Here is a 24,328-nt window from a genome sequence, read left to right as displayed (position 1 = left end):
TCTCGGCTGGAAAGGGATCGCGCAACGGTTTACAATGAACAAAGCCGATATACGAAACCTACCTGAATGAGGGAAAGAAGGCGAGGAACGCATCATGGCGGAAATCGAGGATTTCTTGAAGCTGGATATTCGTATCGGGACGATTGTTGAGGCGATGCCTTTCCCGGAAGCGCGCAAGCCCGCCATCAAGCTGACGATAGATTTCGGCGACCTTGGCGTCAAACGCTCATCCGCGCAGATCACAAAGCGGTACGCGCCGGAAGAGCTCGTCGGTCGACAGGTAGCCGCCGTCGTCAACTTCCCGCCCAGGCGAATCGCCGGGTTCGTATCGGAGGTGCTCGTTCTAGGCGGAGTGCCCGTTGAAGGGGACGTCGTGTTACTGCGCCCCGATGAGCATGTGCCTAATGGTACGCCCATCGCTTAATCGCAGTTAAGCTGCAAAACATAAATCACCCGGAGCGATTGCAATCCGGGTGATTTTGTCTTTGTTTGAACCCATGCTAACGGCCTCAAGCGGCGAGTTCTTGCTGCGCTTCCCTCTTGCCTCTAAGCTTGCGTAGCGCCGGGAGCAAATAGTAGTCCAGGCCTAATCTTCCGGCATTCGAGCCGGAGATGGCGATGATCGCCCCAAGTAGAATCATCCACGGGTTCGAACTAACCGAGCCGGCGAAAGCGAACATGAAGTTCATGAATACGCCGAAGAATGCAGCTACCGCAGTCAGACCGCCAAGAATAAGCCCCAGTCCGACCAACGTCTCCCCAAACGGGATTAACCAATTGAACAGGCCGGCGTTCGGCAGCGCAAAATGCTTGATGAAGCCGGTGTACGTCGGGTAAATCAGTTCATTCGTTCCCCGTTCGACGACCGGATTGGCGACGGCGCCTTTAAGAAAGCCAGAGGCGTCGAAGCCGTCTTTCAGTTTGTGGAATCCGCCGTCCAACCACTTCCAGCCGACATACAGCCGGAGCAGCAGCAACAACCCCGCAGCAAAAACGTTTTCGCGAAGAAATCTTATAATCATTATCTCACCCCCTTTCACAGTGGTTTTTAACATCTTTTATACTAACATATAATTCCTGATCGAAAATACCTCCAATTTACATTTTTATCAGACCGCAACAGGTATGAAAAAAGGCTTAAGCACCTAGGTACTTAAGCCTTCCTTCGCCTTTGTCTATCTGACGGATTAACCGAGAATCCATCTGGCGATGCGCGCCAAATCTTCAATGTCGATCTTGCCGTCGCCCGTCACATCGGACTTCTTGATCGCGTTCCAATTCGGATCGTCCGAGGATTGGCCGTAATGAGCCGCCGCGATCGACAGATCGCCGATGCTGTATTTGCCATCCTCGTTGATGTCGCCTTGTTGAACCGGGACAACCGCGTTCTTGAACGTTTGAAGCGCCGCGCGCAGACGTTCCGTCGCTTCCTTCACCTGCTGCGCTGTGGCCGAACCGTTCGCCGCAACCGTTCGCGCAGCCGCTATTGCCTGCTGAAGGGCTGCCTTCGCGCCGACGCGGTATTCGCCAGGCTTGGTACCTTCGACTGCCGCGTCATGCTGCGACTGACTGTTAGCGATCAAGTTGTTCAGTTCCGTCTTATCCACCGGTTCGCCTGCGCTATCGAGTTGGATTCGCAGCGGCTCCGCCAGCGCTTGACGGGTCTCCGCGCCTTCCGAATCCGCCGTGGCGGCATCGAGAAGCGATATCGCAGCGACCGAGGCCTCGGTTAGATCGCGAACGGCGAACTTCAGTTTGATCAGCGCACGCTTCCCGCTCGCGTCGATGCCGTCCGGAGCGACCGAGGCCAGCAGCAGTCGGATTTGCCCCGATGCGCCGGGTTCGGTCTGGCCAACTACCTTCGCGTCTTCCGTCATGGACTCCGCGGAGCGGAATTCCAATTGATCGGGATTGTAGCCGATCGTCACATCGCTCGCGTACACCGCATCCTTCAATCCCGCGAGATTGTAGACCACCTCTACGATTTCCCCTTCCTTGGCGGAGGCGGGTCCGGTCAAGCTCGCTCCGTCATGTGCAGCCGGCGCATCGGTAACCCGAATCCATGCTACAGCCTGCATATAGGTGCCTTCAACTGTCCCGCGTACCCGGAACATGCCGGTCTTGGCGACCTGCTCCGCGTCAACCGGGTTCCACGCGACGTTCGCCGCTCCGGCAGCGCCGTTCACGGTCACGCCAACGGTTGCAGGCAGCTGCGGAAGTTTGCCTTTCGTTGTCGTCAGCTCGATCGGTTCAACCGATTCGATGAGCGACGAAGATGTTGTTTTCAGACGCAGCACCGTGACCGAATATGCCGGGAATTCGTAAGTGAACGACTTACCGAAGCCATCCGCCACCCGCGACTGCGGATGCACCGCATCCGGCTGACTGAAGGAGTTCTCGGCCGTTAACGCATCCGCCTTCAGTTCGATAACGGTCGCCTTCGAATGGATATAATCCGCATCGACCGTAACGTTCGCGGACTGCGCGTTGCCCGAGGCATTGACCGTCTTCACGATCAGATCGCCCGTCGCCGCGTCCTTCGTCGTCACGTTGTAGAGCGGTCCTTGCGCCGGCTGTACTTCATTCACCAGCTTGCCGTCCAGGTAGCAGCGGATGCCGCTGCCCTGCACCTCGATGCGGACTTCGTACCAGCGGTTCGTCTCGACGCCGCCCGCGGACGTGTTGCCGACGATCGCCTTCTGCCCATTCGTCGCCTTCTCAACGACGGTCTGCGTGTTATTCCAGCCTCCGAGGTTCCACCAGTAGTAGTTATTCGTATCCTTGGCGCCGAACCCGACGAGGAACCCTTCGGAGCCGCCCGTCTTGCGCGCTTTCATCGTGACGGTGTAATTCGTCCAGTCCGATCCCGCCGTAAGCGCCAATCTCGCGTCCGTCGTCGTCTGGGAGGATTGCTTCACCGCCCCTCCGCTCACGGACCAATTGCCTTGAAGCGGCGTCCATTGATCCAACGCGCTCGCTTCGCCGAACGCTTCTTCGTACAATGCCGTACCGTCCGCCTTCGTCACTTTCACATCGTCATACTCGACGGCTGTATTCCACGAGCCGAGCACGATCGAGCCCGCGATATCGTTCGCGGAAGCCTTCTTCCTCGTCAGCTTCGCCGGCATCACTTCCTGGCCGACGTGATTGCTGAACAGCTGTTGGACATAGTAATTCGGTGTCGCATACGCTTCCGCATTATTGAACCAAATAAGGTCCGTCGTCCATTGCGTATTGCTCTGACGGGCGAACAGCGGCGCGAACGACGCCATGCCGACAACGTCGGAATTCCGCTCCAAGCCCGTCATGAAGGCCGCTTCCGCAAGCGCGCTCTCCATATTGTTCTTCTTGCCAACGCCATGTGCCGCGTATTCGCCTACGAATACCTTCGGACCGGTGCGGCTGTAGTTGTCGTAGCGCGAGACATTGTTATAGAACCAATCCGGCGACTGGTACATGTGCTCGTCGACCAGATCGGCTTTATTGCCCTTATTCGCCAGCCATTCGTAGGCTTTCCTGAAATTCTCGTCGCTAGGCGAATAGCCTGCGCTCAGAACCAGCTGCATGTCGGGATATTTCGCTTTGATCGCGTCGTAGAACGCTTCGTAACGGTCGAGATAATCCTGCCCCCACAGCTCGTTGCCGACGCCGAGATATTTCATGTTGAACGGCTCGGGATGGCCGTTCGCCGCGCGCTTGGCGCCCCACTCCGTCGTCACGTCGCCGTTGGCATATTCGATCAGATCAAGCGCGTCCTGAATGTATGGGCCCAGTTGATCCATCGGTACTTTCGGCGGATTCGAATGGCAGGAGACTTGCCCGATGAAGATGATCGGCAGCGGCTCCGCGCCGATATCCTCGGCCAACTGGAAATATTCATGAAAGCCAAGGCCGAAGGACTGATAATAGTTGGCCGCCCATTGGTTCGGCTGTACTGAACGCTGCGCCACATCGCCGATCGTGTTCTTCCACCGGTACCGGTTCTCTAGCGAGCCGCCTTCGACGATGCAGCCGCCCGGGAAGCGCAGGAAGCCTGGAGTTAGGTCGTCCAGCATCTCCGACAGATCGTAGCGGAGCCCGTTGGCCCGGTTATGCCACGTCGTCTCCGGGAACAGCGAGATCATATCCACGTCGATCGTCGCCTTCTCAGCCGCCATCACGTCGAAGCTAGCGTTCGCCGAAGCCGCGGTTGCCGTGATCGCACAGCCGATCTTCCTCCAGTCAGATCCGATGCCGCCAGCTTCACAGCTGCCGAGAACCGCGTTATCCGCGCCGCGCAGCGTGGCAACGAGCGGTTTCTTGACTTCATCCGCGCTTCTCGCATAGACCGTGAAGTCGTACTTCTCACCCGCCTTCACCGCGATGCCGCCGCTGTAGCCGCCATTCGACAACCCGACGCCCGTGCCGGGCTCCGTGACCGCGATTCGGGCATAACGGGGATTGTTCGCATTCAGCGGCGCTTCCGTCGCCGTCGTCACTTGGCCGTCACCGCCGCCTAGCGACATCTTCGTCCAAGCATAGAGCGGCGAGCCGAATTCGAAGGAGCGATTCTGGATAAGATCGCCGTACAACCCGCCGTCCGCGGCGTAATTGATATCTTCATAGAAGATGCCGTACAACGTCGGACTAACCGCGTGCGCGGCGTTCTTGCCGTCAATCTCGAGCGAATACGCCGCTGAGCCCGCTTCCGTGACAACGACCGTGAACGTCTTCGTATCCTGCGCGGCGCCTTTGGTCAGCGTTGCCGTCAACGTGACGGTTTTATCCCCCTGTCCGGGCTGCGGACGCGTCACTTTGCCCTGCGTGCTGACGATCTCCGGGTTGGTGGACGCCCACGTTATGGACGAGCCCGCGATGCCCGTCTGCGGGAGCGTCAAATCTTTGGTCTGCTCGGACGTATCGCCTAGATTGAGCCAGTTCTTGTCATAGGCGAGCATCTCTGTATCGCTCATTCCGCTCGTCGCGATGCCGGCAAGCTCCGACCCGGACAGCGCGCGGCTATAGATGCGGAAGTCGTCAATTCGCCCGTCGAAATAAGGATCTGCGCTGAATTGGGACTTGCCGAGGTAGTTCCGGTTCGTCGAGCCGAGCTCCGAAGGATCAACCTGCACGTTGCTAACGCTGGCCACCTGGATGCCGTTAATGAAGAGCGTATAGGTGTTGCCATCGATGACGGCCGCGACATGCTGCCACGATTTCGAATTCGGGTACGCCGGTCCGATCAACGTCGACTCGCCGCTGCCTTCCGGTCTGACGCCGAACCGCGAATTCCCTTCGTGGTCCCGCAGCGACAGGAACATGTAATTCGTATCGCTCGTGCCAAAATCGAACACGCGGCTCCAAGCGCCGAGCGTATCCGCATTCACCCAAGCCGCGACCGTCACGTTATGTTGATCGGCCAGCAGTCCGTCCGGCAGCTGCAGATAGCCGTCCGTGCCGTTCAAATCGAGCGCGCCGCCCGTCTTGCCGGATGCGCTCTTGGCCGCGCCGCCATGCAGCGTGCCGTCATAGCCGTGTCCGGAGACATCCTTCCATGCGACATCCCCTTCGCCGTCGAACGTATAGTGCAGCAGCAAATCCTCGGATGCGGCCTGCGCGGGCGAGGATGTTCCTCCGCCGGCGACTGTTACGTCCGCGAATGCTGGCGGCACGAGCGTGCCGCACAACGCGGCCAGCGTGCCGCATACCGCGGCCGATCTGGCGAACTTTCTTTTCCAACCCTGCTTCAATTCCTGTTCCTCCTCGACGGTGTAAGTTTTGCTAAATGCTGCTTTCGCTAACGCGAATGCAAACCAATTAGCCTAGCTAAATGCTGCTTTCGCTATCGCGAATGCAAACCAATTAGCCTAGCTGAACGCTGCATCCTTAACATAAATGCAAATCAATTAGCATTGATACGTTACGTATCAACTATAAAGCGCTTACAATAAGGTTGGAATAGTTTCTCTTATTCATTTATTGCATTTTTTTATTCGGCTGCCGCGAGATTTCGACGAACACCACGCAAAAAAGCCGCCTGCAACCTGTGGTTGCGGCGGCTGGATTCGAACGATCGCATTCGAATCGAGAACAAAAAAAAAGCATTCCGCCCCGTCGACGGAATGCCTTGCGCTTCATTCAAATAACAACGGCGCTTCACGCGCCGAACCGCTGTCTATACCCGCATCGGCGGCACAGCTCCTCGACGGCTTCGCGCCGCGAGAACCCGTCTACCAGCTTGTTCGCCCGCTCGCCGTTCACGATGTCCGCGAAGGACGTCTCGTTCACGTTGCCCAAGTCGATCACGCCTTCGCCGTCGAGACAGCATGGCACGACCGTGCCATTAGAGAGAATCGCCGCTTGGCTGCGCAGCGCATAGCAGAACCCCTTGCCGTCATCCTCAGGCGCGCTCAGACTTGGCCATTGGAATTCATGATCCTGGTTCAGATAGACACGTTCGGCTATCCGCACCCCGCTGCCCGGCACGACCTTCTCTTCAATTCGGTAATCCAGCCCGAACGTCTCCTCTAGAATCGCGAGCGTCTGACGGTTGCGCTGACGCTGCGCGTTCGTGATATTGTCCTCGGTCAGGTTCCACAGCCGGAACGAGAAGATGATCCGGCCGGCCTCCTCCTCGCGTACGAACGATAGAATGTCCCGCAAATATCCTTCGCGATCGGTCGAGCCAAGATGGCCGTCGAAGCTGTGCAGCGAGAAATTCATTTGTCGAATTGCCGGCTTCCCAAGCAGCTTGTGCCGGTTCTTCGCGATCAACGTTCCATTCGTCGTGATGTTGACCTTGAAACCTTTCTCGTGCGCGATGTCGAGCAGCAGGTCGATCTTCGGATGCAGCAGCGGTTCGCCTTTGACATGCAGGTAGACATAGTTGGTGAACGGCTTGATGTCATCCAACCGCTTAGCGAAGTCTTCCGGCTTGATGAACCCCTTGGCGCGTTCCGTCGGAGGACAGAACGTGCAGGCCAGATTGCAGACGCTCGTAATTTCTATATATACTTTCTTGAATGCTTTCAACGATAAGGCCCCATTCCGGTAGTCTAGGATGATAGGATACAAGCGAATCTATCTGCCTACTAGTGTACCACAGCCGTACCGTCAGATGGAATGAATCGCTCCGCTCTCGTAAACCAGAATCATTTCGTCCGTCAGCCGTTCATAGACTTCCACCCAATCGCGCTCTACCAGAATATCGCGGAGCTCCTCATCGCTAATCTTCCCGCGTCTTCGCAGCGCCGCCAGCTGCCTCAAGCTCTCAAGCGTCGGCTCCGCCTCAGTCGCTTCCGCTTCGGGCGCATCATTCACTTCGGCTCCATCGATCCCCGCAGCGCGCGCTGGAGGCTTGCTCGCTTCTTTCGTCACCCTAGCCGCGTCGAACCGGCGCGACAGGGCGAGCAGCAGCTCGTCCAGCGCCTCTTCGTACGATTTGCGCTCGGCTAACCCTGCATTCCGCTGCATGGACCAAATCTCGCGCGCGATATCCAATATTGTTTTCTCCGCTTCCGTCAGCTTCTCGCTCACCCAATACTGCAGCTCGGTGGCCGGAATCTCCCAGCTACCCCGCTTGCCCCGCCGATTGCCGCGCAGCTTGCCTACCGCAAGCCATCGATAGACCGTCCCCACATCCTGCTTGAGAATTAACGCTGCTTCGTCCACCGTAAATAAATACTCATCGAACATGTCGTTCCCTCCTCCACCAAACTGGTATTGCAGCTAGTTTAGTAGAGTTTATGAAGTCAAGACACGTTCCATGAATGGGATTTAGGAGGGCGACTGCCAAAATTCGCGGATGACGCATTCATTCCAAATTTGCGCTTCGATATAACGTTCCGGTCCATTGTCGCCATTCGGGTTCCAGTGCTGAGGCAGGCCGAATTGTTCCATAACCATCTCCGTCACCTGCATAATTCGACGATGCACGCCCGCGCAAAAAAATCCAGCTCCGCAAGAAAGCTGGATCTTCATTGCCGCGGCATATCGCCTGCGTTAACTCGCTTCTTCCGACTCCTCCCGAAAATGGCTCGTATCCCCGTGTAAAATGATATTCGGATAATCTTCGACAATCTCGATGTGACTCAGACAAGTCGGGTGTATGTATGGCGGCTGCCAAATGTCGTTCATCTCGCGTCCTTCGAAAAATGCCATCAGCACCTTCACGACGACCGTATGGGTGACAATCAACACGGACTGGCCGGCATGGCGCGTGAGCAGCTCGCTTAACTTGGCGCTCGCCCGCTCCGCCACTTCCCGGAACGTCTCGCTTCCCTCCACGCGGAAGGCGTCCGGCTCCTCCCAGAATCGCTGAAACTGAACGGGATCTTGGCCTTTCGCCTCCTCGATCTCCATCCCTTCCCATAGGCCGAGATTGATTTCCTTGAACTCATCGCAAGGCTCGACGTGCATGTGTCGTCCGCTTCCCTGCGCGATAAGCGCAGCCGTCGCCATCGTTCGCGCGCTCGAGCTGGCGTAGACGGCGTCGATGGGCGTGCCGGCCAGCGACTCTCCGAGCCAAAGCGCCTGATTGCGGCCAAGCGCCGTCAGCTCCGAATCCAGATGGCCTTGAAACCGCTTCGTCACATTCCATTCCGTCTCGCCATGACGGACCAAGTAAATGGTGGTTGGCTTTACTGTCATAGGTACACCTCCTAGTCAGAAATAGACGATAATCCTTCCGATTGCGCCCTGCGCAGTCGTTCGAATAATGTATCGCTTAACCCGGGATACGCAGATATACGGCAATACGATTGCGGAGGCGTGAATTGAAACGCGGTTCGGAGCTCGTCCAGCGAGATCGGCTCGATCTCGCGAATCAATCGGACGGGCAGCGCATAACCGTGTTCAAGTCCGTCCAAATAATCCGCGATGCCGCCGGCTGTACCGGTGCCCTCCTGCTCGGCGATATGCCCAAGCCGTTCCGGCGTATCCGCGATCGGAATGCCGAATTCGGCATATGCGCGAATCGCTTTGACCGGCGAACTGACGTAGATGAACGCCTGAACCGGTTCGTCCATAAATTTACGGCGGAACTCATGCTTCTTGATGCCTGCGATCATCTGCTCGAACGGCGCGGGCTTCAGACTTAAGATGATGGTGCGCATGGCCATTGCTCCTTCATTTTAACGAGAGAATTACTTTCCAACAATAGGAAATTATTTTTTTGTCGCGCTACCCACCCAAACGCACGCACGCCCCGAACCTTATAAGCAATAGAACGGCCAAGCCGCACGCACATCATGATAAGGGAGCGCGATTGCATTGACCATTACGGATCTTAGAAAGAAGAACGGGACAGTTCATTACCTCGGTTTTGACGAGATGAAAAAAATGTGGGTCTATACCCTTCAAGATATGTTCGACCGGAAACGAACCTTCGGCGTCATCGCCGGTCAGATGAATGTCATCGAGCTGCTAAGCTTGAAAGGCTTGAATTTGTGTAAGCATTAAGAACGGGACATGGATATGCGAAGGCTGCAGCCGACTGACTCGGAGCAGCCTTTGTTTATTTGTACTTCTATTCATTCATGGACTCGCTTCTATCGACCCCCATTATAACAACCCCGCCAGTTACGGGGAACAGCAAAAAGGCGGCCCGTCGATACGACCGGCCACCCTCATCCTTGCGCTGCCTCACATTTATTCCGCCAAATCCCACTCGTTCACCTGATTGAACATGCCCAAATTGAGCGGCTTGCCGACAAGCACGTCCTTCGCCACCGCCTGCAGCCGTTTCTCGGAGTAGACGCTGATCGTCGGCAGCTCGTCGTGCAGAATCTGCTGCAGCTCGTCGTAGATGATGTGCCGCTTGGCCGAATCCGGCTCGGCCGCGCCTTGGCGGATCAGCTCGTCGACCCGTGGATTGCTGTATAGAATGAAGTTGTTCCCGTTGCCGCTCTCGAACAGCGAGAAGTAGTTGCTTGGCTCGATGTAATAATCGCGGTTGAAAATCGTCAGCTCGTACTGCTGATTGTCCACTTTGTCGATCAACGTGCCAAAATCGTATTTCTGCACGTCGATCTTGAAGCCGACGTCCGTTAAGTTCTGCACGAGTATATCGGCCGCCTGCTCGCGCACCTTGTTGCCGACCGGGATCAAGAAGCGGATCGGCTTCTTCGCATCCCAGCCGGACTCCGCAAGCAGCGCTTTCGCTTTGTCCGGATCGTAGGTATAAGGCGTCAGCTTGCCGTTATAGTACGGGTTGTCGCTCGGCACGCTGCCGTCGATGACTTCCGCTTGTCCTTTGAACAGCTGGTCGACGATCAGCTGGCGGTTCAGCGCGTAAGCGATCGCTTGACGGACCTTCACGTTCGGCAGCGCCTTCGTATTGAAGAAAATTTCCGCCGGCTCCGACGGACCGCTGGAATCGACGTTCACGTTGTCCAGCGCCTTCACTTTCTCGTATTCGGTAATCGGAATGAGGCCGACCGGCAAGGAGTTCAGCTGGATATCCCCGGTTTGCAGTTGGGCGACGAGATTGGTGGCCGGCAGCACTTTGACGAAGATTTTGTCCAACTTCGCCACCGGGCGGTAGTAGTTGTCATTCCGTGACACCTCGGTATATTGGTCCTTGCGGAAATCCGCGTATTTGAACGGCCCGATCGTCACCTCCGGCTTCTGGAAATACGGATGCGTGTTCAGTTGATCGACCGGTACGTCCTTCAGCACATGTTCGGGCAGGAAGTAAACTTTCGTGGCGAACGTTTCTTTGAACACATTCGGGTCGATCGGCGTCTTTGTCTTGATCTCGAACGTATGATCATCCACGATCGTAAGCCCCGCCAGCTCGCTCTGACCTTCCGGAAGCTTCCCGGCATCGTCTGTGCCTTCGACGAAGTTCAGCCGGAAAGAACTCTCGACCTTCGGATGCAGCGCGGTCAGCAGCGTAAATTTGACGTCCGCGGTCGTGAATGGCTGGCCATCGTTCCATTTCGCGGCGGCGTTCAGCTTCACGACGAATGTCTGATTGTCCGTCGTCTCGACGGAGTCGGCGAGCTTGGGCAGAAATTCGAACGACGTATTGATATCGAGCAGCGAATCATTGAGCAGCGCCTGAAGCGTTTTGGACGCCGAATCGCCTTGGTCGTTGATTTGGTTCAGCGTAATCGGCGAGTTGACGATGCCGATCGTGACGACCTTCTCCTTCGGAGCAGGCGAATCGGCTTTCTCCTCCGCCGGCGCGGTAGTCTGTCGCGAATCTTCGGGCTTCTCACCGCTATTCGCGCCTCCGGCGTTATTACCATTCGAGCTGCATGCGGCGAGCAAAAGCAGTGAGCAAGCCAGCATAATGACGGCTATCGTGCGAAGCGTTGATTTCAATTGGACTTCCCCCTTAGGTAATGATTCGCTGTCTACTGCCAAACTAGCCGAACTAGCCGAACGATGCCTGCTTATGCCTTCGGATCGAATGCATCGCGAAGCCCGTCGCCGACGAAGTTGATCGCAAGCACCGTAACGAGCAGCATCGATCCGGCCGGAACCCACAGCCACGGCTGCTCCGTCAATACGGTCAGCGACTGCGCCTCGGACAGCATATTCCCCCAACTGGCGGTCGGCGGCTGGACGCCCATGCCCAGAAAGCTAAGCCCGGCTTCGCTCAGAATCGCGCTGGCAACGCCGAACGTCGCATTCACGATGATCGGTCCGATCGCATTCGGCAGAATATGCCGGAATAGGAGGCGCGGCGTGCTATAACCTAGCGCCCGCCCGGCCGACACGAAGTCTTGCGCCTTGAGCGACAGCACGGCGCTGCGGACGAGCAGCGCGACCGACGGCCACGAGAACAAGGCGATGACGGCGATAATCGTCGGCAAGCTTGCCCCGATGGCGCTGACGATAACAAGAATGACCATCATGAACGGGAACGCCAGGAACATGTCGGTCAGCCGCATGATCACCGCATCGGTCCGGCCGCCGAAGTAGGCCGAGACCAGGCCGATGAGCGTGCCGATGGCAACGTAGATTGCCACGGTGGCGAACCCGACGATCAGCGACACGCGGGCGGCGATGATGAGCCGGCTAAGCACGTCTCGGCCGACTTGATCCGTCCCGAGCCAATGTGCCGCTGAAGGCGGTGAGGAGAATTGCGCGGTCACTTCATACGGCGAATGCGGCATCAGCCAAGTCGCCAGCAGCGCGATCAACGCAAGCGCGACCGTCACCGTCAAGCCCAAGACGGCCAGCTTGTGCTTGGCGAACCTGCGGGCGGCCAGCCGAATGCCGCTCTCCTGCTCCGCCTCCGGCAAAAGCTGCGCATCCGAGGCGGGCAGCACGGCGGCATTCATGGGAAGTTCGGTATGGCTCACGCGTACGCACCTCCTTGGCTTATCTGTATTTAATGCGCGGATCGGCAAGGGCATACAGCACGTCGACCAGCAGGTTCGTCGTCAGTACGACGACGGCCGCCACGAGATTGAGCGCCATGAGCGTCGGGTAATCCCGCGACAGTATGGACTGCATCGTCAGCTGCCCGATGCCCGGCCACTGAAAAATTTGTTCAATAATAATGCTTCCGCCAAGCAGCGCCGGAATTTCCATGCCGAACACCGCGATGATCGGCAGCAGCGCATTACGCAGCGCGTGCTTGTGGGTCACCGCGAATTCGCGCACGCCTTTCGCTCTGGCGGTCCGCAAATAATCCTGCTTGAGCACGTCCAGCATGCTCGCTCTGACATAGCGGATTTTGCGGCCGATGATGACGACGGACAGAACGGCGACGGGCAGAATCAGATGAAGCAGCGTATCCAGGACGCCCCCGCCGCCGTTCAGCGTCTGCATACCGCCGGCGGGCAGAATCCGGAGCTTCAGCGCGAACAGATAGAGCAGGCCGAGCGCCAGGAAGAACGATGGAAGCGATGTGCCCACGAAGGATAGTCCGGTCAGCATATAATCCCACTTCGTGTTGTGCCGGACGGCGCTGAAGATGCCGATCGGCAGCGCGATAAGCAGACCCGCGAGCAGCGCGGAGAAAGCCAACAGCAGCGTCGGTCCGATCCGCTCCTGAATGAGCCCGGCGACCGGCGCATACGAGCTGAACGAATACCCCAGCTCTCCTTGCAGAAGCTGCAGGAGCCACTGCCAATACTGAACGATGAACGGACTGTTCAGACCGAGCATTTCCTTCTTCGCCTCGATTAGCGCCGGCGGCGTGTTCGGATTAATGAACATCTCCACTGGATTGCCTGGCGCCAGCTTGATGATGACGAAATTGATGACGGTAATGCCTAGCAGCACGGGGAGACTAATGAGCAACCTTCTCGCGATGAACGAAAGCATGCGCACCCTCCTCTCCCGCACCGCCAAGCGGATAATGGCAGGCGACCGCATGCGACCCGCCGATTAGCGCCGGTGCCTCCGATTTGCACCTTGGAAGAGCGAACGGGCAGCGCGTATGGAATCTGCAGCCCGACGGCGGATTCGAGGCGCTTGGCACTTCCCCCTCCGGCACGAGATCTTCCCTGCCGCGCAGCCTCGGATCCGGCACCGGGTTCGCGTTCAGCAGCATGCGCGTGTACGGGTGCTTGGGCGAAGCGAACAACGAACGTTTGTCCGCGATCTCGACGATCGTCCCCAAATACATGACCGCAACACGCGTGCTGACGTAATGCACCGCCCCCAAGCCGTGCGCGATGAACAGATAGGTCAGACCTAGCTCTCGCTGCAAGTCCTGCAGCAAATGCAGGATTTGCGCCTGGACCGAGACGTCGAGCGCCGACACCGGCTCATCGCAGACGATGAGCTTCGGCGCAAGCGCAAGCGCTCTCGCGATGCCGATACGCTGGCGCTGTCCGCCGGAGAATTGATGCGGGTAGCGGCCGGCGCTCGCGCGCGGCAGCCCGACCATCTCCAGCAAGCGCAGAGCGCTGCGCCCGGCTTCCGCTCTCCCCGCGAGACGATGGGCTAAGAGCGGCTCGGTCAGCAGTTCGAGAATCGTCATGCGCGGGTTCAGCGACGCATACGGATCCTGGAAGATCATCTGGAATTTCGTCCGGTACGATCGAAGACGGCGTTCCGGCAGCGCGGTAACATCGTCGCCTTCGTAATAAATACGCCCCGCATGCGGCTGTTCGAGCCGGAGCAATGTCCTGCCGAGCGTCGACTTCCCGCACCCGGATTCGCCGACAAGTCCGAGCGTCTCGCCGGCATATACGTCGAAGGTAACGCCATCGACCGCGCGGATGTATCCCTTGGTCCGATTCCAAGCGCCTTGGCGAATCGGGTAATACGTGCTCAAATTGTCCGCGCGCAGCAGCGGCACCTCTTCTCGGCTTCGTGCCGACATGTTCTTCCCCTCCGTCCATTCGAATTCACGAAGCCGGGTTGTGCCCGGTAAGCCAGCAGCGTACGAGATGGCCGGAGCCGGACTGAGTCAGCGGCGGCGTCTCGCTTCGGCATCGATCCGTCGCGGCCGGGCAGCGCGGATGGAACCGGCAGCCGGCAGGCAGGCGGGCTAGATCCGGGACGCTGCCGGGAATCGCTTCGAGACGATGCTCCAGCTCATCCGCAATTGCAGGGACCGCGGCCATGAGACCCTTCGTGTAAGGATGGAGCGGGCGCTCGAACAGCGAGAAGACGTCGGTCTCCTCGACGATTTGTCCCGCGTACATGACGAGCACGCGGTCGGCCATCTCCGCCACAACGCCAAGATCGTGCGTAATGAGCAGGATAGCGGTGTCGTGCTGCGCTCGCAGCCGCTTCAGAAGCGCCAAAATTTGCGCTTGGACGGTCACATCCAGAGCGGTCGTCGGTTCGTCCGCGATAAGCAGCTTCGGCTTGCCCGCGATCGCCATCGCGATGACGACTCGCTGCCGCATGCCGCCCGACAGTGCATGCGGATATTGTTTCAACACCGACTCCGGACGCGCGATCCCCGCATCGCGGAGCAAGCCGGCGGCATAGTCGTTCGCCGCTTTCCCCCGCAATCCGACGTGAAGGCGGATTGCCTCCCGCAGTTGATCCCCGATCGTGAGCACGGGATTCAATGCCGTCATCGGCTCCTGGAAAATCATCGCGGCTTCCTTGCCGCGCGCCTTCCGAAGCTCCGCCTCCGTCAGCTCCGTCAACGAACGGCCGTCCAGCCGGATCTGCCCTTGGCCGATGCGCCCGCTCCTGCCGAGCAGGTTCAGAATCGCGAGCGAGGTAACGCTCTTGCCGCTGCCCGATTCGCCGACGATGCACACGATTTCGCCTGGTTGAACGGCAAATCCGACATCCTCTACCGGCGTGACCTCCCCGTTCTCGGTGCGGAAGGTCACCGTTAAACTTTCGATTTCGAGTACGTGCTTCATGAACGCCTCCGATTCGGACCGGATTTGACCTTCGCCTCAAATTCCTATTTACTCCATCCGAATGGTCGTCTTTTGGTTACAGCCAATCTACCATTATCGGGAAATAACCGTCAATTGCTTCCATCATAGATCATTTGAATAGCGGAATTAACGAATTCAATCGCAGGCACGGCAAAAACCCGCTTTCGCGCGAAAGCGGGTGTCTTGCATCAAGTTTGAGGTTATCGGAAATCCCCACCGAGAAGGTACATCGCTGTCGCGAATGCGAAGAAGCCGCCTAATGAACGCTTCGCGCGATCAATAGACGGCCCTTACGACCGTTAATTCACCTTCGTCAGCTGCCAGCGCTGATTCGCGCCGCCGTTGTCTGTCCATTGGATGACGTCCGCGCCATCAGCTGTCGACGCCTGCGAGACGTCGAGCGCCTTGCCACTGGCGCGGTTCACGAGCTTATACCCGCCGCTTGCCGCCACGGCCTGCCACTGCTGGTTGGTTCCTCCATTGTCAGTCCACTGAATGACGTCGGCCCCGTCGGCCGAAGACGCGCCGCTCACGTCGAGTAGCTTGCCGCTCTGGCGGTTCACGAGCTTATAGTATCCGCTGCTCGCGCTGACGAACTGCCACTGCTGGCTGGCCGCGCCGCTCGCCGCTTGCTGGACGACGTCCGCGCCGTCGGCCGTCGAGCCCCCGGCGACGTCAAGCGCCTTGCCGCTATTCGCGTTGGTCAACACGTAGTACCCCGTCGTATCGATCGTGCCCGCCGCCAACTCCACGCCGGTGACGACGAATGAGCTGACCGACTTCGACGGCTGCGTCTGCGTGAAGCTTTTGCCCAATAGCGTGAGTCCGGTAATCGCCGCCGCGTTCTCCGTTCCGCTCGTGCGCGTGCCGGACACGGTGCTGGACGTCATGTTGAATGCCGACAGGTCGTACGTGTAGCTGTTCGCGCTAGCCGAATCATTCACCGTCACGATGACGAGTTTCTTGCCGGCGCTGTCGTATGCCGCGATAGAGTCGTTGTTCGAAATATCGATGATCTTGTAACCCGGACGGATGTATTTGGTCCACTGCGACATGACGTAGTATTTCTTCGTCACCGTATAGACCGATCGGTCGCCGGTCGCGTTGTTCAGATCGGTCTCGAGCATCCCCCAGCCTCCGGGCGTCTCGACCGCCTGCCAGTATACCCACGCCGCGTTCTTCATGTACTTGATGTCCCACTGGATGCTGCGCGCCATCGTGATGCCCGTGCCGTCGCCGTCGCCGTGCTCCGAGTTCCAGATCCGCTTGCCGCCCGCCGCCGTATTCAAGCCGACGCGATCGCTGCCGCCGTACGTGTGCGTGTTATATTGAACGAGCTTGGACTTGGTTGCCGGCGCATAACTGTTGATCGTGTTGCGGGCCAGGTCGATCGACGTCTCCTCCGGCGCGCTAATCCGCGCAGCCAGCCCTTTCTGAATCAGCGAATCGTACAGATAACCGACCATCTTCTCCTGATTGGCCGGATACATCCGGTTGCCCTCCTGGCGGTTGCCGAAATACCAGTAGTTCGAGCTCGGCTCGTTGGCCGGCGAGAGCGTGCGGAACGTAATGCCCCAGCTGTCGCGAAAATGCTGCGTCACCGTCGTCAAATAATCGGCGAACTCGTCGTACATATCGTCCTTCAAATTCTCCGCGGCATCTACGCCGCCCGTCACGCTCCCGCTCTTGGTCATCCACCACGGCGGCGAGTTGGCGAACGCTTCGGCGATGAATTCGCTCGCCGGAATCCGTGACTTGGCGGCATTCAGCACCCAGCGCTGATTCGCGTCGCGGGTCCAGTCGTATGCCGCGGTCTCGGATGTCTTGAATCCCGGCACGCGAGCCCGGTACTCCATATGGTTCGGATAAGCGGGGTTCTCGCCGCCGCCTATATTGTACCGGACGATGTTGAAGCCAAGCCCCGACGTCTGGCTGAACAGCCGGTTCGCGTAATCGGTCCGCACCGCCTCCGGCGCGCCGCCGATGACATTCGCCCACTAGGCGAGCGAGGTGCCCCATCCTTCCCACGTTTGATACTGAACGCTCGGATTGACCACGGCTGTATAAGCTGCCGCGATGGCGGTCTCGCCGCCGCCGAAGCTTCCCGAACCGAAGCCGGCGCTCATGATGAGTGGAAGCGCAAGCATGCCGGCAATCACCTTCCTTTCGAATCGCATCCCGATCCGCTCCTTTGCGTTGTTTGCGAATTGAAGAGGACTTATCAACGACTGTCATGACAGCCACGATGATTGTGTGACTGACTCGGTTGCCCCAAGCCGTACCGCGTTACATAACAATCCCCCCTTTCACAATACGGGATTTCGCGATTCGCAATCGGGCTTTCGCAAAAGGCATATCGCAAATGGGATGCGTAAATAGGGAAGGCGGGGAATCCGTCCGTCTTCATCGGAACTCCCCGCCGTTACGTCTGCTCTTCGAACAACCTTCGTATTTATTCGCCCAACTGCGCCTTGTACGCGTCCAACTGCTTTTGCAGCTCGGCTTGCACCTTGTCGTAGCCCGCCGTCTTCAGCTTCGCGCGGAACGCCTCGACCGCTTCGACCGGGTCGCCTGCTTTGCCGACGACGATCGCCGGTCCCAGCTCGCCCGTCACCTGCGAGATCGCCGTCAACTCCGCCTCGACCGGCGTCTTATCGAAGACGAACTGGCCGTAGACGTAAGGCTTTTTGATTTTGTCGTATTCCGCGTACAGCGTCTCTTCCAGCTGGTCGTACGTCGTCTCGCTCGGAATTTCGAACTTGTCGACGCGGCCGCCCCAGAAGTCGGAGTAGAAGCCGTCCTTCGTCTCGTCGTAGCCAGCCGGACGCGCGCGCTTGCCGTCCTTGATTTCGTACTGCACGCCTTCCATGCCGTAGTTCAGCAGATGATAGATTTCTTCATTATTGCGGATCAGCTCGTAAGCCATCAGCGCGCGCTCCGGATTTTTGCTGTGGGCGCCGACGGACGTGCCGCCGTGCGTAATCGACAGCTCCATCAGGTTCGTGCCGCGCGTGCGGCTGAACGGAAACATTTGGAGCTCGGAGCCCGGCTGCGCTTTGTCCATCTCGACGCGAAGGCCGCCGAACGTCTGCGTATGATGCTGATCGAGGCCGGAGAGGCCCGCCTTGAGCGCGTCGCGGTTGTTGTTCTTGTTGTTGAGCGCGTCCTCGCGCCAGAAGCCTTTGTCTCCCCATTCTTTCATCAGCTTCGCGTAATCCAGGAAGACGTCCTCAAACACCGGCCCTGCCACCGTGAACTTCTCATCGAACGACTTCGCCGTGAAGATCGGCAGGAAGCCGGTCGAGATCGGCAGCTCCAGCTCATCCGTGTACGACGAGACGTAGCCGCCCCAAGTCTGTACGCCCGATGCCGCGTCCCAAGGGATGACGTCGGGCTTGTTGTCCTTCACGTACTGCAAATACTTGCCGATGCCTTCCCAATCCTTGATCGGCTCCGTAATGCCCGCTTCCTTCGCCCAGTCGCCGCGATAGAAGAAGCCATGGTTGACCCACTGCGTGTAGTCATTCTCGGGAATGAGCACGATTTTGCCGCCGTACTTGCTCTGGTCCCAATCTTCGGCCGGGATCGACTTCCACGTCTCCGGCGCGTACGTCGGCAGCAGGTCGTCCAGGTTCATGAACGCGCCGCGCTGCGCGTTGCCCCATGTGTCCAGCCAGTCGGTGCCGATCGTGATGAGATCGATCGATTCGCCGGACGCGAGCGCCAGGTTGTATTTCGTTTGCCAGTCGGCCCATTCAATCCATTTCCATTCCAGCTCGGCGTTGATTTTCTCCTTCATGATGGCGTTGACCTTGTCGAGCACCTGCTCGAACTGACCGTTCTTCGGCTTGTCGCCGAGTACCAAGTAGCTGATCTTAACGAATTTGGACGTATCGATCGCGCCGTCGCCCGCCTTCTCGCCGCCTTGGTTGCTTTGCTCGCCGGACTGCACCTCGCCGTCCTTCCCGGCATTCGCGCTGCCGCCGTTGCCATTATTGCCGCTGCACGCCGCCAACATCGCGACCATGATCGCCAAGAGCGCCAGCAGGATCGGTTTTCGTTTCGTTCTCATCGTCTTACGCCTCCCCTTTGTCATTTGCATCTATGTGAGGGGCATGGCTCGCATGCCCGGCACATCCGCCTAGCCTTTCACCGCGCCAACCGTAATGCCCTTAATAAAGTACCGCTGCACGAACGGATAAAACAGAATGACCGGCCCTGTCGCCACCACCGCGGTCGCCATCTTCATCGATTCCAGCGGCACGTCCCTCGGCGTCACGTTCGAGGAGGCGGCGGAATTGCGAATGAAATCGGCGCTCGTGATGACGTTGTAGAGGAATAGCTGCAGCGGCCGGTATTTCACATCCGGCGAGAGGAACAGCATCGAGTTGTACCATTCGTTCCAATAGCCGAGGGCGATGAACAGCCCGATCGTCGCCAGTGCCGGGGTTGTCATCGGCAGAATCAGCCGAACGAATATCGTGAAGTCGCCGGCGCCGTCGATTTTGGCCGATTCCGTAATCGCGTGCGGAATCGAGCGGACGAAGCTTTTCATCATAATGATCAGGAACGGGCTAAGCAGCCCCGGCAGAAGCACCGCCAAATAGTTGTCCTTCAAGCTCAAATACTGCGTAATGAGCAGATAGAACGGCACCAGCCCGCCGGTGAACAGCGTCGTGAAGTAGATGAAGAACGAGATGCCGTTGCGGTATTGAAAATCCGGCCGCTGCAGCGCATAGCCCGTCATGGCGACGAGGAACAGCCCAACCACGGTACCGACGAGCGTAATGCCGAGCGTCACGAGATAAGAGCCGATGATGAGATTCGGATTCTCGAAGACGATTTTGTACGAGAGAAAGCTGAAGTCGCGCGGCCAAAAATTGAAGCCGTATTTCTTGATCGACGCCTCCGCCGTAAACGACGTGCCGAGCACGAGCAGGAACGGCAGCAAGCACGCCAGCGAGAATGCGCCGATGAACAAATAGCCGACGATCTTCACGAACGCGCCGCTCAGATCGGTCCGGATGCTGCGTATTTCGTTCGATTCCTCCAAGCGAGCCGCCTCCTAGAAGAGAGAATTGTCGGGCGAGAATTTCTTGACCAGCCAGTTGGCGGTCAGAACGACGACGAAGCCGAACACGGACTGGTACAGGCTCACCGCGCTGCCGATCGAGAAGTTGAAGTTCGTCATGAGCGCGCGGAACACGTACGTCTCGATAATGTCCGTCGTCGCGTACAGCGCCGTGTTGTTCGCCCCGACGAGGTTGAAGAACAAGCCGAAGTTGCCGCGTAGAATGCCGCCGAGCGAGAACAGCAGCAGGATGATGAACGTCGGCTTCAGCCACGGGAGCACGATGTAGCGGATGCGCTGGAACGCGTTCGCCCCGTCGATCTCCGCCGCTTCGATGATTTCGTTGTCCAGCCCCATGATAGCGGCGAAGTAGACGATAGAGCCGTAGCCCGTCGACTGCCACAGGTACGTTAGCACGATAATGAATGGCCAGATGCTGCCATTGGAATACGTCTTGACCGGATCGACCCCGAGCGAAGTCAGAATGCTGTTCAGCAGACCGTAGTCGTAGCTGAGCACGTTATAGGCGATCAGACCGATGAGCACCGCCGAGATGAAATGCGGCAGAAACATGAGCGTCTGCGACACTTTCTTGAACCACTTGAGGCGCAGCTCGTTCAGGAACACGGCTACGACGATCTGCAGCACGTTGCCAAGCAGGATGAACGCCAGATTGTAGACGACGGTGTTGAATGTCAGCCTCCACAGATCGCCTGTCATGACGAGGAAGCGGAAGTTATCGAAGGCGACGAACGGACTTTTGAAGATGCCGTCCGTGTAGTTGTATTTGACGAAGGCCAAGTAGAGGCCCGGCATTGGCAGGTAAGCGAACACCAGGAAAAACAGGATGGCCGGCAAGCACATGAGCAGCAGCGTCTTGTTATTCCGAAGCCGCCTCAATCGGTTCCGGGGGCTGGCTTGGACCGCGGCTCCGGGAGCCGGATTCGCTTGGCTCAATTGCGCCATCGTCATCTCCTCCTTTCACGCCGCGCTTGGCGCGGCAATTTAGATGGGCGATACCTCGAAGCCGAGCAGCTCGGCCGGCTTACCGTCATCGACCGCTTCCAGCAGCACGATCAGCTCGTCGGCCCCTTCTTCAGGCTTGCGGAACCATGTACCCGGCACATAGAAGGAATCTGGACTGCCGCCTGTCATCGTCGGCCTGGCTTCCCCGCCTGGCAGCCATAGCCGCGAGATAAGCCGGCCATTCCAGTAGACCGTCGTCTTCAGGCCATGGCCCTGCACGGTTACGCGCCAACCTTCGCACGCGTCGGCGTCTTGTCCGGAACGGGACGGTTCGCCATAAAGCAGCGCTACCGCGCCTGGCGCAAGCGAGAGCGGAAGATTAGCTGCCGCTGCGGCTTGACGCGCGCTTCGCGCATAGTCGCGCAGCGCCTCCTCGTCGCAGCTGGACAGCTGCCAATGCGTCGCTTCGCATCCTTCCATGAGCTGAACGCGCCCGCCCTGTTGACCCAGGTTTCGCTCGAGGAGTACGGCCAGCTCGATTTCTTCGTCCGGCGATGAATACGGAGTTATATCGACGAACGGTTCCAGCGGTTGCGCGGTCCCGGCGGCAAGTCCGTTCACGAATACCTCGGCCGTGCCCTCGAGTCCCTCGAAGCGAAGAACGCGCGCCGTCGCGTCCGGGGTGGTGACAACTGTACGGGCGAACCATTCACGCCTGAACGAGTGGCCGGACAGCCAGCCGCCGAACGCGACGATCGGCTTGGAGGCCGCCGTCTGGAACAGAACCTCCGGCGATGTGGCGAACGCTTCGTCCGATTCCGCCAACATGTAGCGCCAGTTGGAGGTAAGCTCCCTGATCCCGGTGATCGCCGACAGACCGCGCATCCCTTTCATCGCGTTCAATCGAAGCCCCGGCAGCCGTGGATCGTCGAAATTGGAGTGGCCCCAGATTTCGGCTCGCGCCGTAATTGAACCTAAAGCAACATCGTCATCGAGCGGGACGAACCGGCTTGCGCCTCCGGGGACGACCGTTCCCAAGTACCGATCTCCCGCGTACAACGACAGCACGTCGCTACCTTTGTGCAGGAACAGCCCCAGCGGCGGACTCGAATCGGATGCGTCGGGCAGCTGCGCCTGGTACCAGCCATACCCCCGATAAATCCCGTGCTTCTCCAAGTTATCGGCATGTCGGATCGGCTTAGACTGTACTACCGTCAGCGGCTGAGTCGGATCGATCGACGACAGCTCCCACTTGGCCTCAAGCTGCCGTACGGACTGCGTCACTTCCCCTCCCCCGGATGCCGCGGTTCGAATGTTCTCGACGTCGTCCTCCTTCGAAGGATCAAGCCGCAGCGCCATCTCCCGGTCCATCGTCACGATCTCCAACTTCTCGCCGCTCGGCCAATCGAACCGGCATCGGCCAATCTCCTCCTTGCCGAATTCCAGCGTGCACACGCCGTCCGATTGGCTAATCATCACCCCGGATGCGTCACGCGCCTGTGCTTCGCCCACTTCGAACGCCAACTGCGAAGCGCGCTCTGTATGGAACATCATCCGCACAACGCCGCTCGCGTGCCGGATGCTGAACAGCTCGGCTGTCGCGAATGCCAACCTGCCTGGCAAGCCCCAATGCGACAGCGGCATGTCACACGGCAGCGCGATGCATCGGTCCGGATGCAAGAGCAGCGATGCGGCGTTCTGCGTCTTGCCGCCGGTCGGCGCGAGCTTTAGCTCGGCATCTCCGACGCCTGTATTCGTGAGGAACAGAAGCCGCCCGCCGCCTTTAAGCTGCAGTGCGTATGGGCCAGCCACCTCGCCTTGCCGTGCTCGGACGTCTACTGACGTTGAAGCGTCGCCCAAGGGAACGGCTTCCGCCAGCGACGTCCCGTAAGCGGCGATCAAGCTGCCGAGCAGCCGACCTTCGAGGGCTTCCGGGCGCAGCGTGCCATCCGAGGCTATCATGCCGCCGAAGTCGTAATCCGACGTCAAGAAAGCGAGCGGTTCGCCCCAATTGTTCGTCGCATTCGTAAAGCCGAAGTTGGTGCCCGACGCTTGCAAATAAGGGCCGAGCAGCTTCGCGCCGCAAGCAAGCAGCCGCCGCAGCAGAAAGTGGGAGCGGTTCGTCTCCGTCACCAGCAGCGGCACGCCGCCTGCCGCCAGCTCCGTCTGATAGGCTAATACTTTCGACTCGAACTCGGGATCGCGGTTATGCGGATAGAAGTTGCACGTCTGCACGACGCCCTTCGCATACCCCGAAGCTTCGAACAGTCCGCCTTGCCCCGCGCAGGCGAGCAGCGGCGAGCGGATGCCGCTGCTTCTGGCCATATCCCGCAGCGCAGCCATGTAACCCGCCGGGTCTTCGCATCCGTAGAAGTCGAGCTCGTTATCCAACTGAACGGCGATGACGCTTCCGCCTTGGCCATACTCGAAGCGCGCCAGCAGCGGCATGATGCGTTCGAACCAGCGCGCCGTCTGGCGCAGGAACGCCGGGTCGTTGTCCCGCAGCCGGATATCGTCTTGCGCGAACAAGTATGCAGGCAGCCCGCCGCCATCCCACTCCGAGCAAATATACGGGCCCGGCCGGGCTATGACGTATAACCCCGCCTCCTGCGCCAACTGAAGGAACGCCGCGGCGTCCCGCTCCCCGCTGAAGTCCCATTGTCCTTCCGAGGCTTCGTGATAGTTCCACGGAAAGTAGACGTCAATGCAGTTGTAGCCGCATGATTTCAACTGCTCCATGCGCGTTTGCCACAGCGCCCGCGGTATCCGGAAATAGAACAGCGACGCACAGAGCAATATTTCGCTGCGGCCGTCGATCCGGATCGCATCCGGCTGCAGGACGACGGGTTGTTCGGTGGTCAGACTCATCAACGGATCAGCTCCTTACGTTGTAAGCGATTACAAGATTAATTTTAGCGGTCCCGAAGTCGTGGCTCATTCGAATAATCTTAGAAATATGGCAATAAACAACGAAACCGCCTCCCCGCTGCGCGCA

General features: G+C 58.7%; 20 protein-coding genes. 2 read left to right on the top strand and 18 right to left on the bottom strand.

Going from position 1 to position 24,328, the window contains the following annotated elements:
• Positions 1-94: 94 nt before the first annotated feature.
• Complete coding sequence (gene csaA, locus ACFFSY_RS06825) at positions 95-424, top strand: chaperone CsaA (protein ID WP_377491852.1); 330 nt, start codon at positions 95-97, stop codon at positions 422-424.
• A gap of 85 nt (positions 425-509) precedes the next feature.
• On the opposite strand, the gene ACFFSY_RS06820 is transcribed toward csaA, so the two are convergent.
• From ACFFSY_RS06820 to ACFFSY_RS06790, 7 genes are all read right to left on the bottom strand, one after another.
• Positions 510-1,022 carry a DoxX family membrane protein gene (locus tag ACFFSY_RS06820; RefSeq protein ID WP_377491849.1) on the bottom strand — a complete coding sequence of 171 codons (513 nt, stop codon included), beginning with the start codon at positions 1,020-1,022 and terminating at the stop codon, positions 510-512.
• 165 nt (positions 1,023-1,187) lie between these two features.
• Positions 1,188-5,729: an alpha-L-arabinofuranosidase family protein gene (locus ACFFSY_RS06815; RefSeq protein WP_377491846.1), complete on the bottom strand. Its 4,542-nt coding sequence runs from the start codon at positions 5,727-5,729 to the stop codon at positions 1,188-1,190.
• Positions 5,730-6,135: 406 nt separating this feature from the next.
• Positions 6,136-7,011 carry a radical SAM/SPASM domain-containing protein gene (locus ACFFSY_RS06810; protein WP_377491843.1) on the bottom strand — a complete coding sequence of 292 codons (876 nt, stop codon included), beginning with the start codon at positions 7,009-7,011 and terminating at the stop codon, positions 6,136-6,138.
• Positions 7,012-7,092: 81 nt separating this feature from the next.
• Complete coding sequence (locus ACFFSY_RS06805; RefSeq protein ID WP_377491840.1) at positions 7,093-7,674, bottom strand: helix-turn-helix domain-containing protein; 582 nt, start codon at positions 7,672-7,674, stop codon at positions 7,093-7,095.
• An 81-nt stretch (positions 7,675-7,755) separates the two neighbouring features.
• Entirely contained in the window at positions 7,756-7,959 is a 204-nt protein-coding gene (locus tag ACFFSY_RS06800; protein ID WP_377491837.1) for a hypothetical protein, read from the bottom strand.
• A 21-nt stretch (positions 7,960-7,980) separates the two neighbouring features.
• Entirely contained in the window at positions 7,981-8,628 is a 648-nt protein-coding gene (locus ACFFSY_RS06795; protein WP_377491834.1) for a histidine phosphatase family protein, read from the bottom strand.
• Positions 8,629-8,639: 11 nt separating this feature from the next.
• Entirely contained in the window at positions 8,640-9,092 is a 453-nt protein-coding gene (locus ACFFSY_RS06790) for a hypothetical protein (RefSeq protein ID WP_377491831.1), read from the bottom strand.
• A gap of 157 nt (positions 9,093-9,249) precedes the next feature.
• On the opposite strand from ACFFSY_RS06790, the gene ACFFSY_RS06785 reads away from it, so the two are divergent.
• On the top strand, positions 9,250-9,438 hold the full coding sequence (locus ACFFSY_RS06785) for a hypothetical protein (RefSeq protein ID WP_377491828.1): 189 nt from the start codon (positions 9,250-9,252) through the stop codon (positions 9,436-9,438).
• 189 nt (positions 9,439-9,627) lie between these two features.
• Here ACFFSY_RS06785 and ACFFSY_RS06780 read toward each other — a convergent pair whose 3' ends face one another.
• The 11 genes from ACFFSY_RS06780 to ACFFSY_RS06730 form a co-directional block, all read right to left on the bottom strand.
• On the bottom strand, positions 9,628-11,307 hold the full coding sequence (locus ACFFSY_RS06780) for an ABC transporter substrate-binding protein (protein WP_377491825.1): 1,680 nt from the start codon (positions 11,305-11,307) through the stop codon (positions 9,628-9,630).
• A 71-nt stretch (positions 11,308-11,378) separates the two neighbouring features.
• Positions 11,379-12,272, bottom strand: coding sequence for an oligopeptide ABC transporter permease (gene opp4C / locus ACFFSY_RS06775; protein WP_377491899.1), 894 nt, complete (start codon positions 12,270-12,272; stop codon positions 11,379-11,381).
• 40 nt (positions 12,273-12,312) lie between these two features.
• Positions 12,313-13,263 (bottom strand): ABC transporter permease, encoded by a 951-nt coding sequence (locus ACFFSY_RS06770; RefSeq protein WP_377491823.1) that lies wholly within the window; start codon positions 13,261-13,263, stop codon positions 12,313-12,315.
• Positions 13,229-14,269 carry an ABC transporter ATP-binding protein gene (locus ACFFSY_RS06765; protein WP_377491820.1) on the bottom strand — a complete coding sequence of 347 codons (1,041 nt, stop codon included), beginning with the start codon at positions 14,267-14,269 and terminating at the stop codon, positions 13,229-13,231. Before ACFFSY_RS06765 ends, ACFFSY_RS06770 begins: the two co-directional genes overlap by 35 nt.
• A gap of 25 nt (positions 14,270-14,294) precedes the next feature.
• Positions 14,295-15,275 carry an ABC transporter ATP-binding protein gene (locus ACFFSY_RS06760; RefSeq protein ID WP_377491816.1) on the bottom strand — a complete coding sequence of 327 codons (981 nt, stop codon included), beginning with the start codon at positions 15,273-15,275 and terminating at the stop codon, positions 14,295-14,297.
• A gap of 320 nt (positions 15,276-15,595) precedes the next feature.
• Positions 15,596-17,260, bottom strand: coding sequence for an RICIN domain-containing protein (locus tag ACFFSY_RS06755; RefSeq protein ID WP_377491813.1), 1,665 nt, complete (start codon positions 17,258-17,260; stop codon positions 15,596-15,598).
• A gap of 33 nt (positions 17,261-17,293) precedes the next feature.
• On the bottom strand, positions 17,294-17,473 hold the full coding sequence (locus ACFFSY_RS06750) for a hypothetical protein (protein ID WP_377491810.1): 180 nt from the start codon (positions 17,471-17,473) through the stop codon (positions 17,294-17,296).
• A 275-nt stretch (positions 17,474-17,748) separates the two neighbouring features.
• Positions 17,749-19,368: a DUF3502 domain-containing protein gene (locus ACFFSY_RS06745; protein WP_377491807.1), complete on the bottom strand. Its 1,620-nt coding sequence runs from the start codon at positions 19,366-19,368 to the stop codon at positions 17,749-17,751.
• A 69-nt stretch (positions 19,369-19,437) separates the two neighbouring features.
• Positions 19,438-20,349, bottom strand: a complete 912-nt coding sequence (locus ACFFSY_RS06740; RefSeq protein ID WP_377491804.1) for a carbohydrate ABC transporter permease — start codon at positions 20,347-20,349, stop codon at positions 19,438-19,440.
• Between the two features lie 12 nt (positions 20,350-20,361).
• Positions 20,362-21,231: an ABC transporter permease gene (locus ACFFSY_RS06735; RefSeq protein ID WP_377491896.1), complete on the bottom strand. Its 870-nt coding sequence runs from the start codon at positions 21,229-21,231 to the stop codon at positions 20,362-20,364.
• A 141-nt stretch (positions 21,232-21,372) separates the two neighbouring features.
• Positions 21,373-24,201: a beta-galactosidase gene (locus tag ACFFSY_RS06730; RefSeq protein WP_377491801.1), complete on the bottom strand. Its 2,829-nt coding sequence runs from the start codon at positions 24,199-24,201 to the stop codon at positions 21,373-21,375.
• Positions 24,202-24,328: the final 127 nt, after the last annotated feature.

The sequence above is a fragment of the Paenibacillus aurantiacus genome, assembly GCF_042431225.1.
GTDB lineage: Bacteria > Bacillota > Bacilli > Paenibacillales > Paenibacillaceae > Paenibacillus_Z > Paenibacillus_Z aurantiacus.
This window is presented reverse-complemented; position numbering and strand designations above follow the sequence as displayed.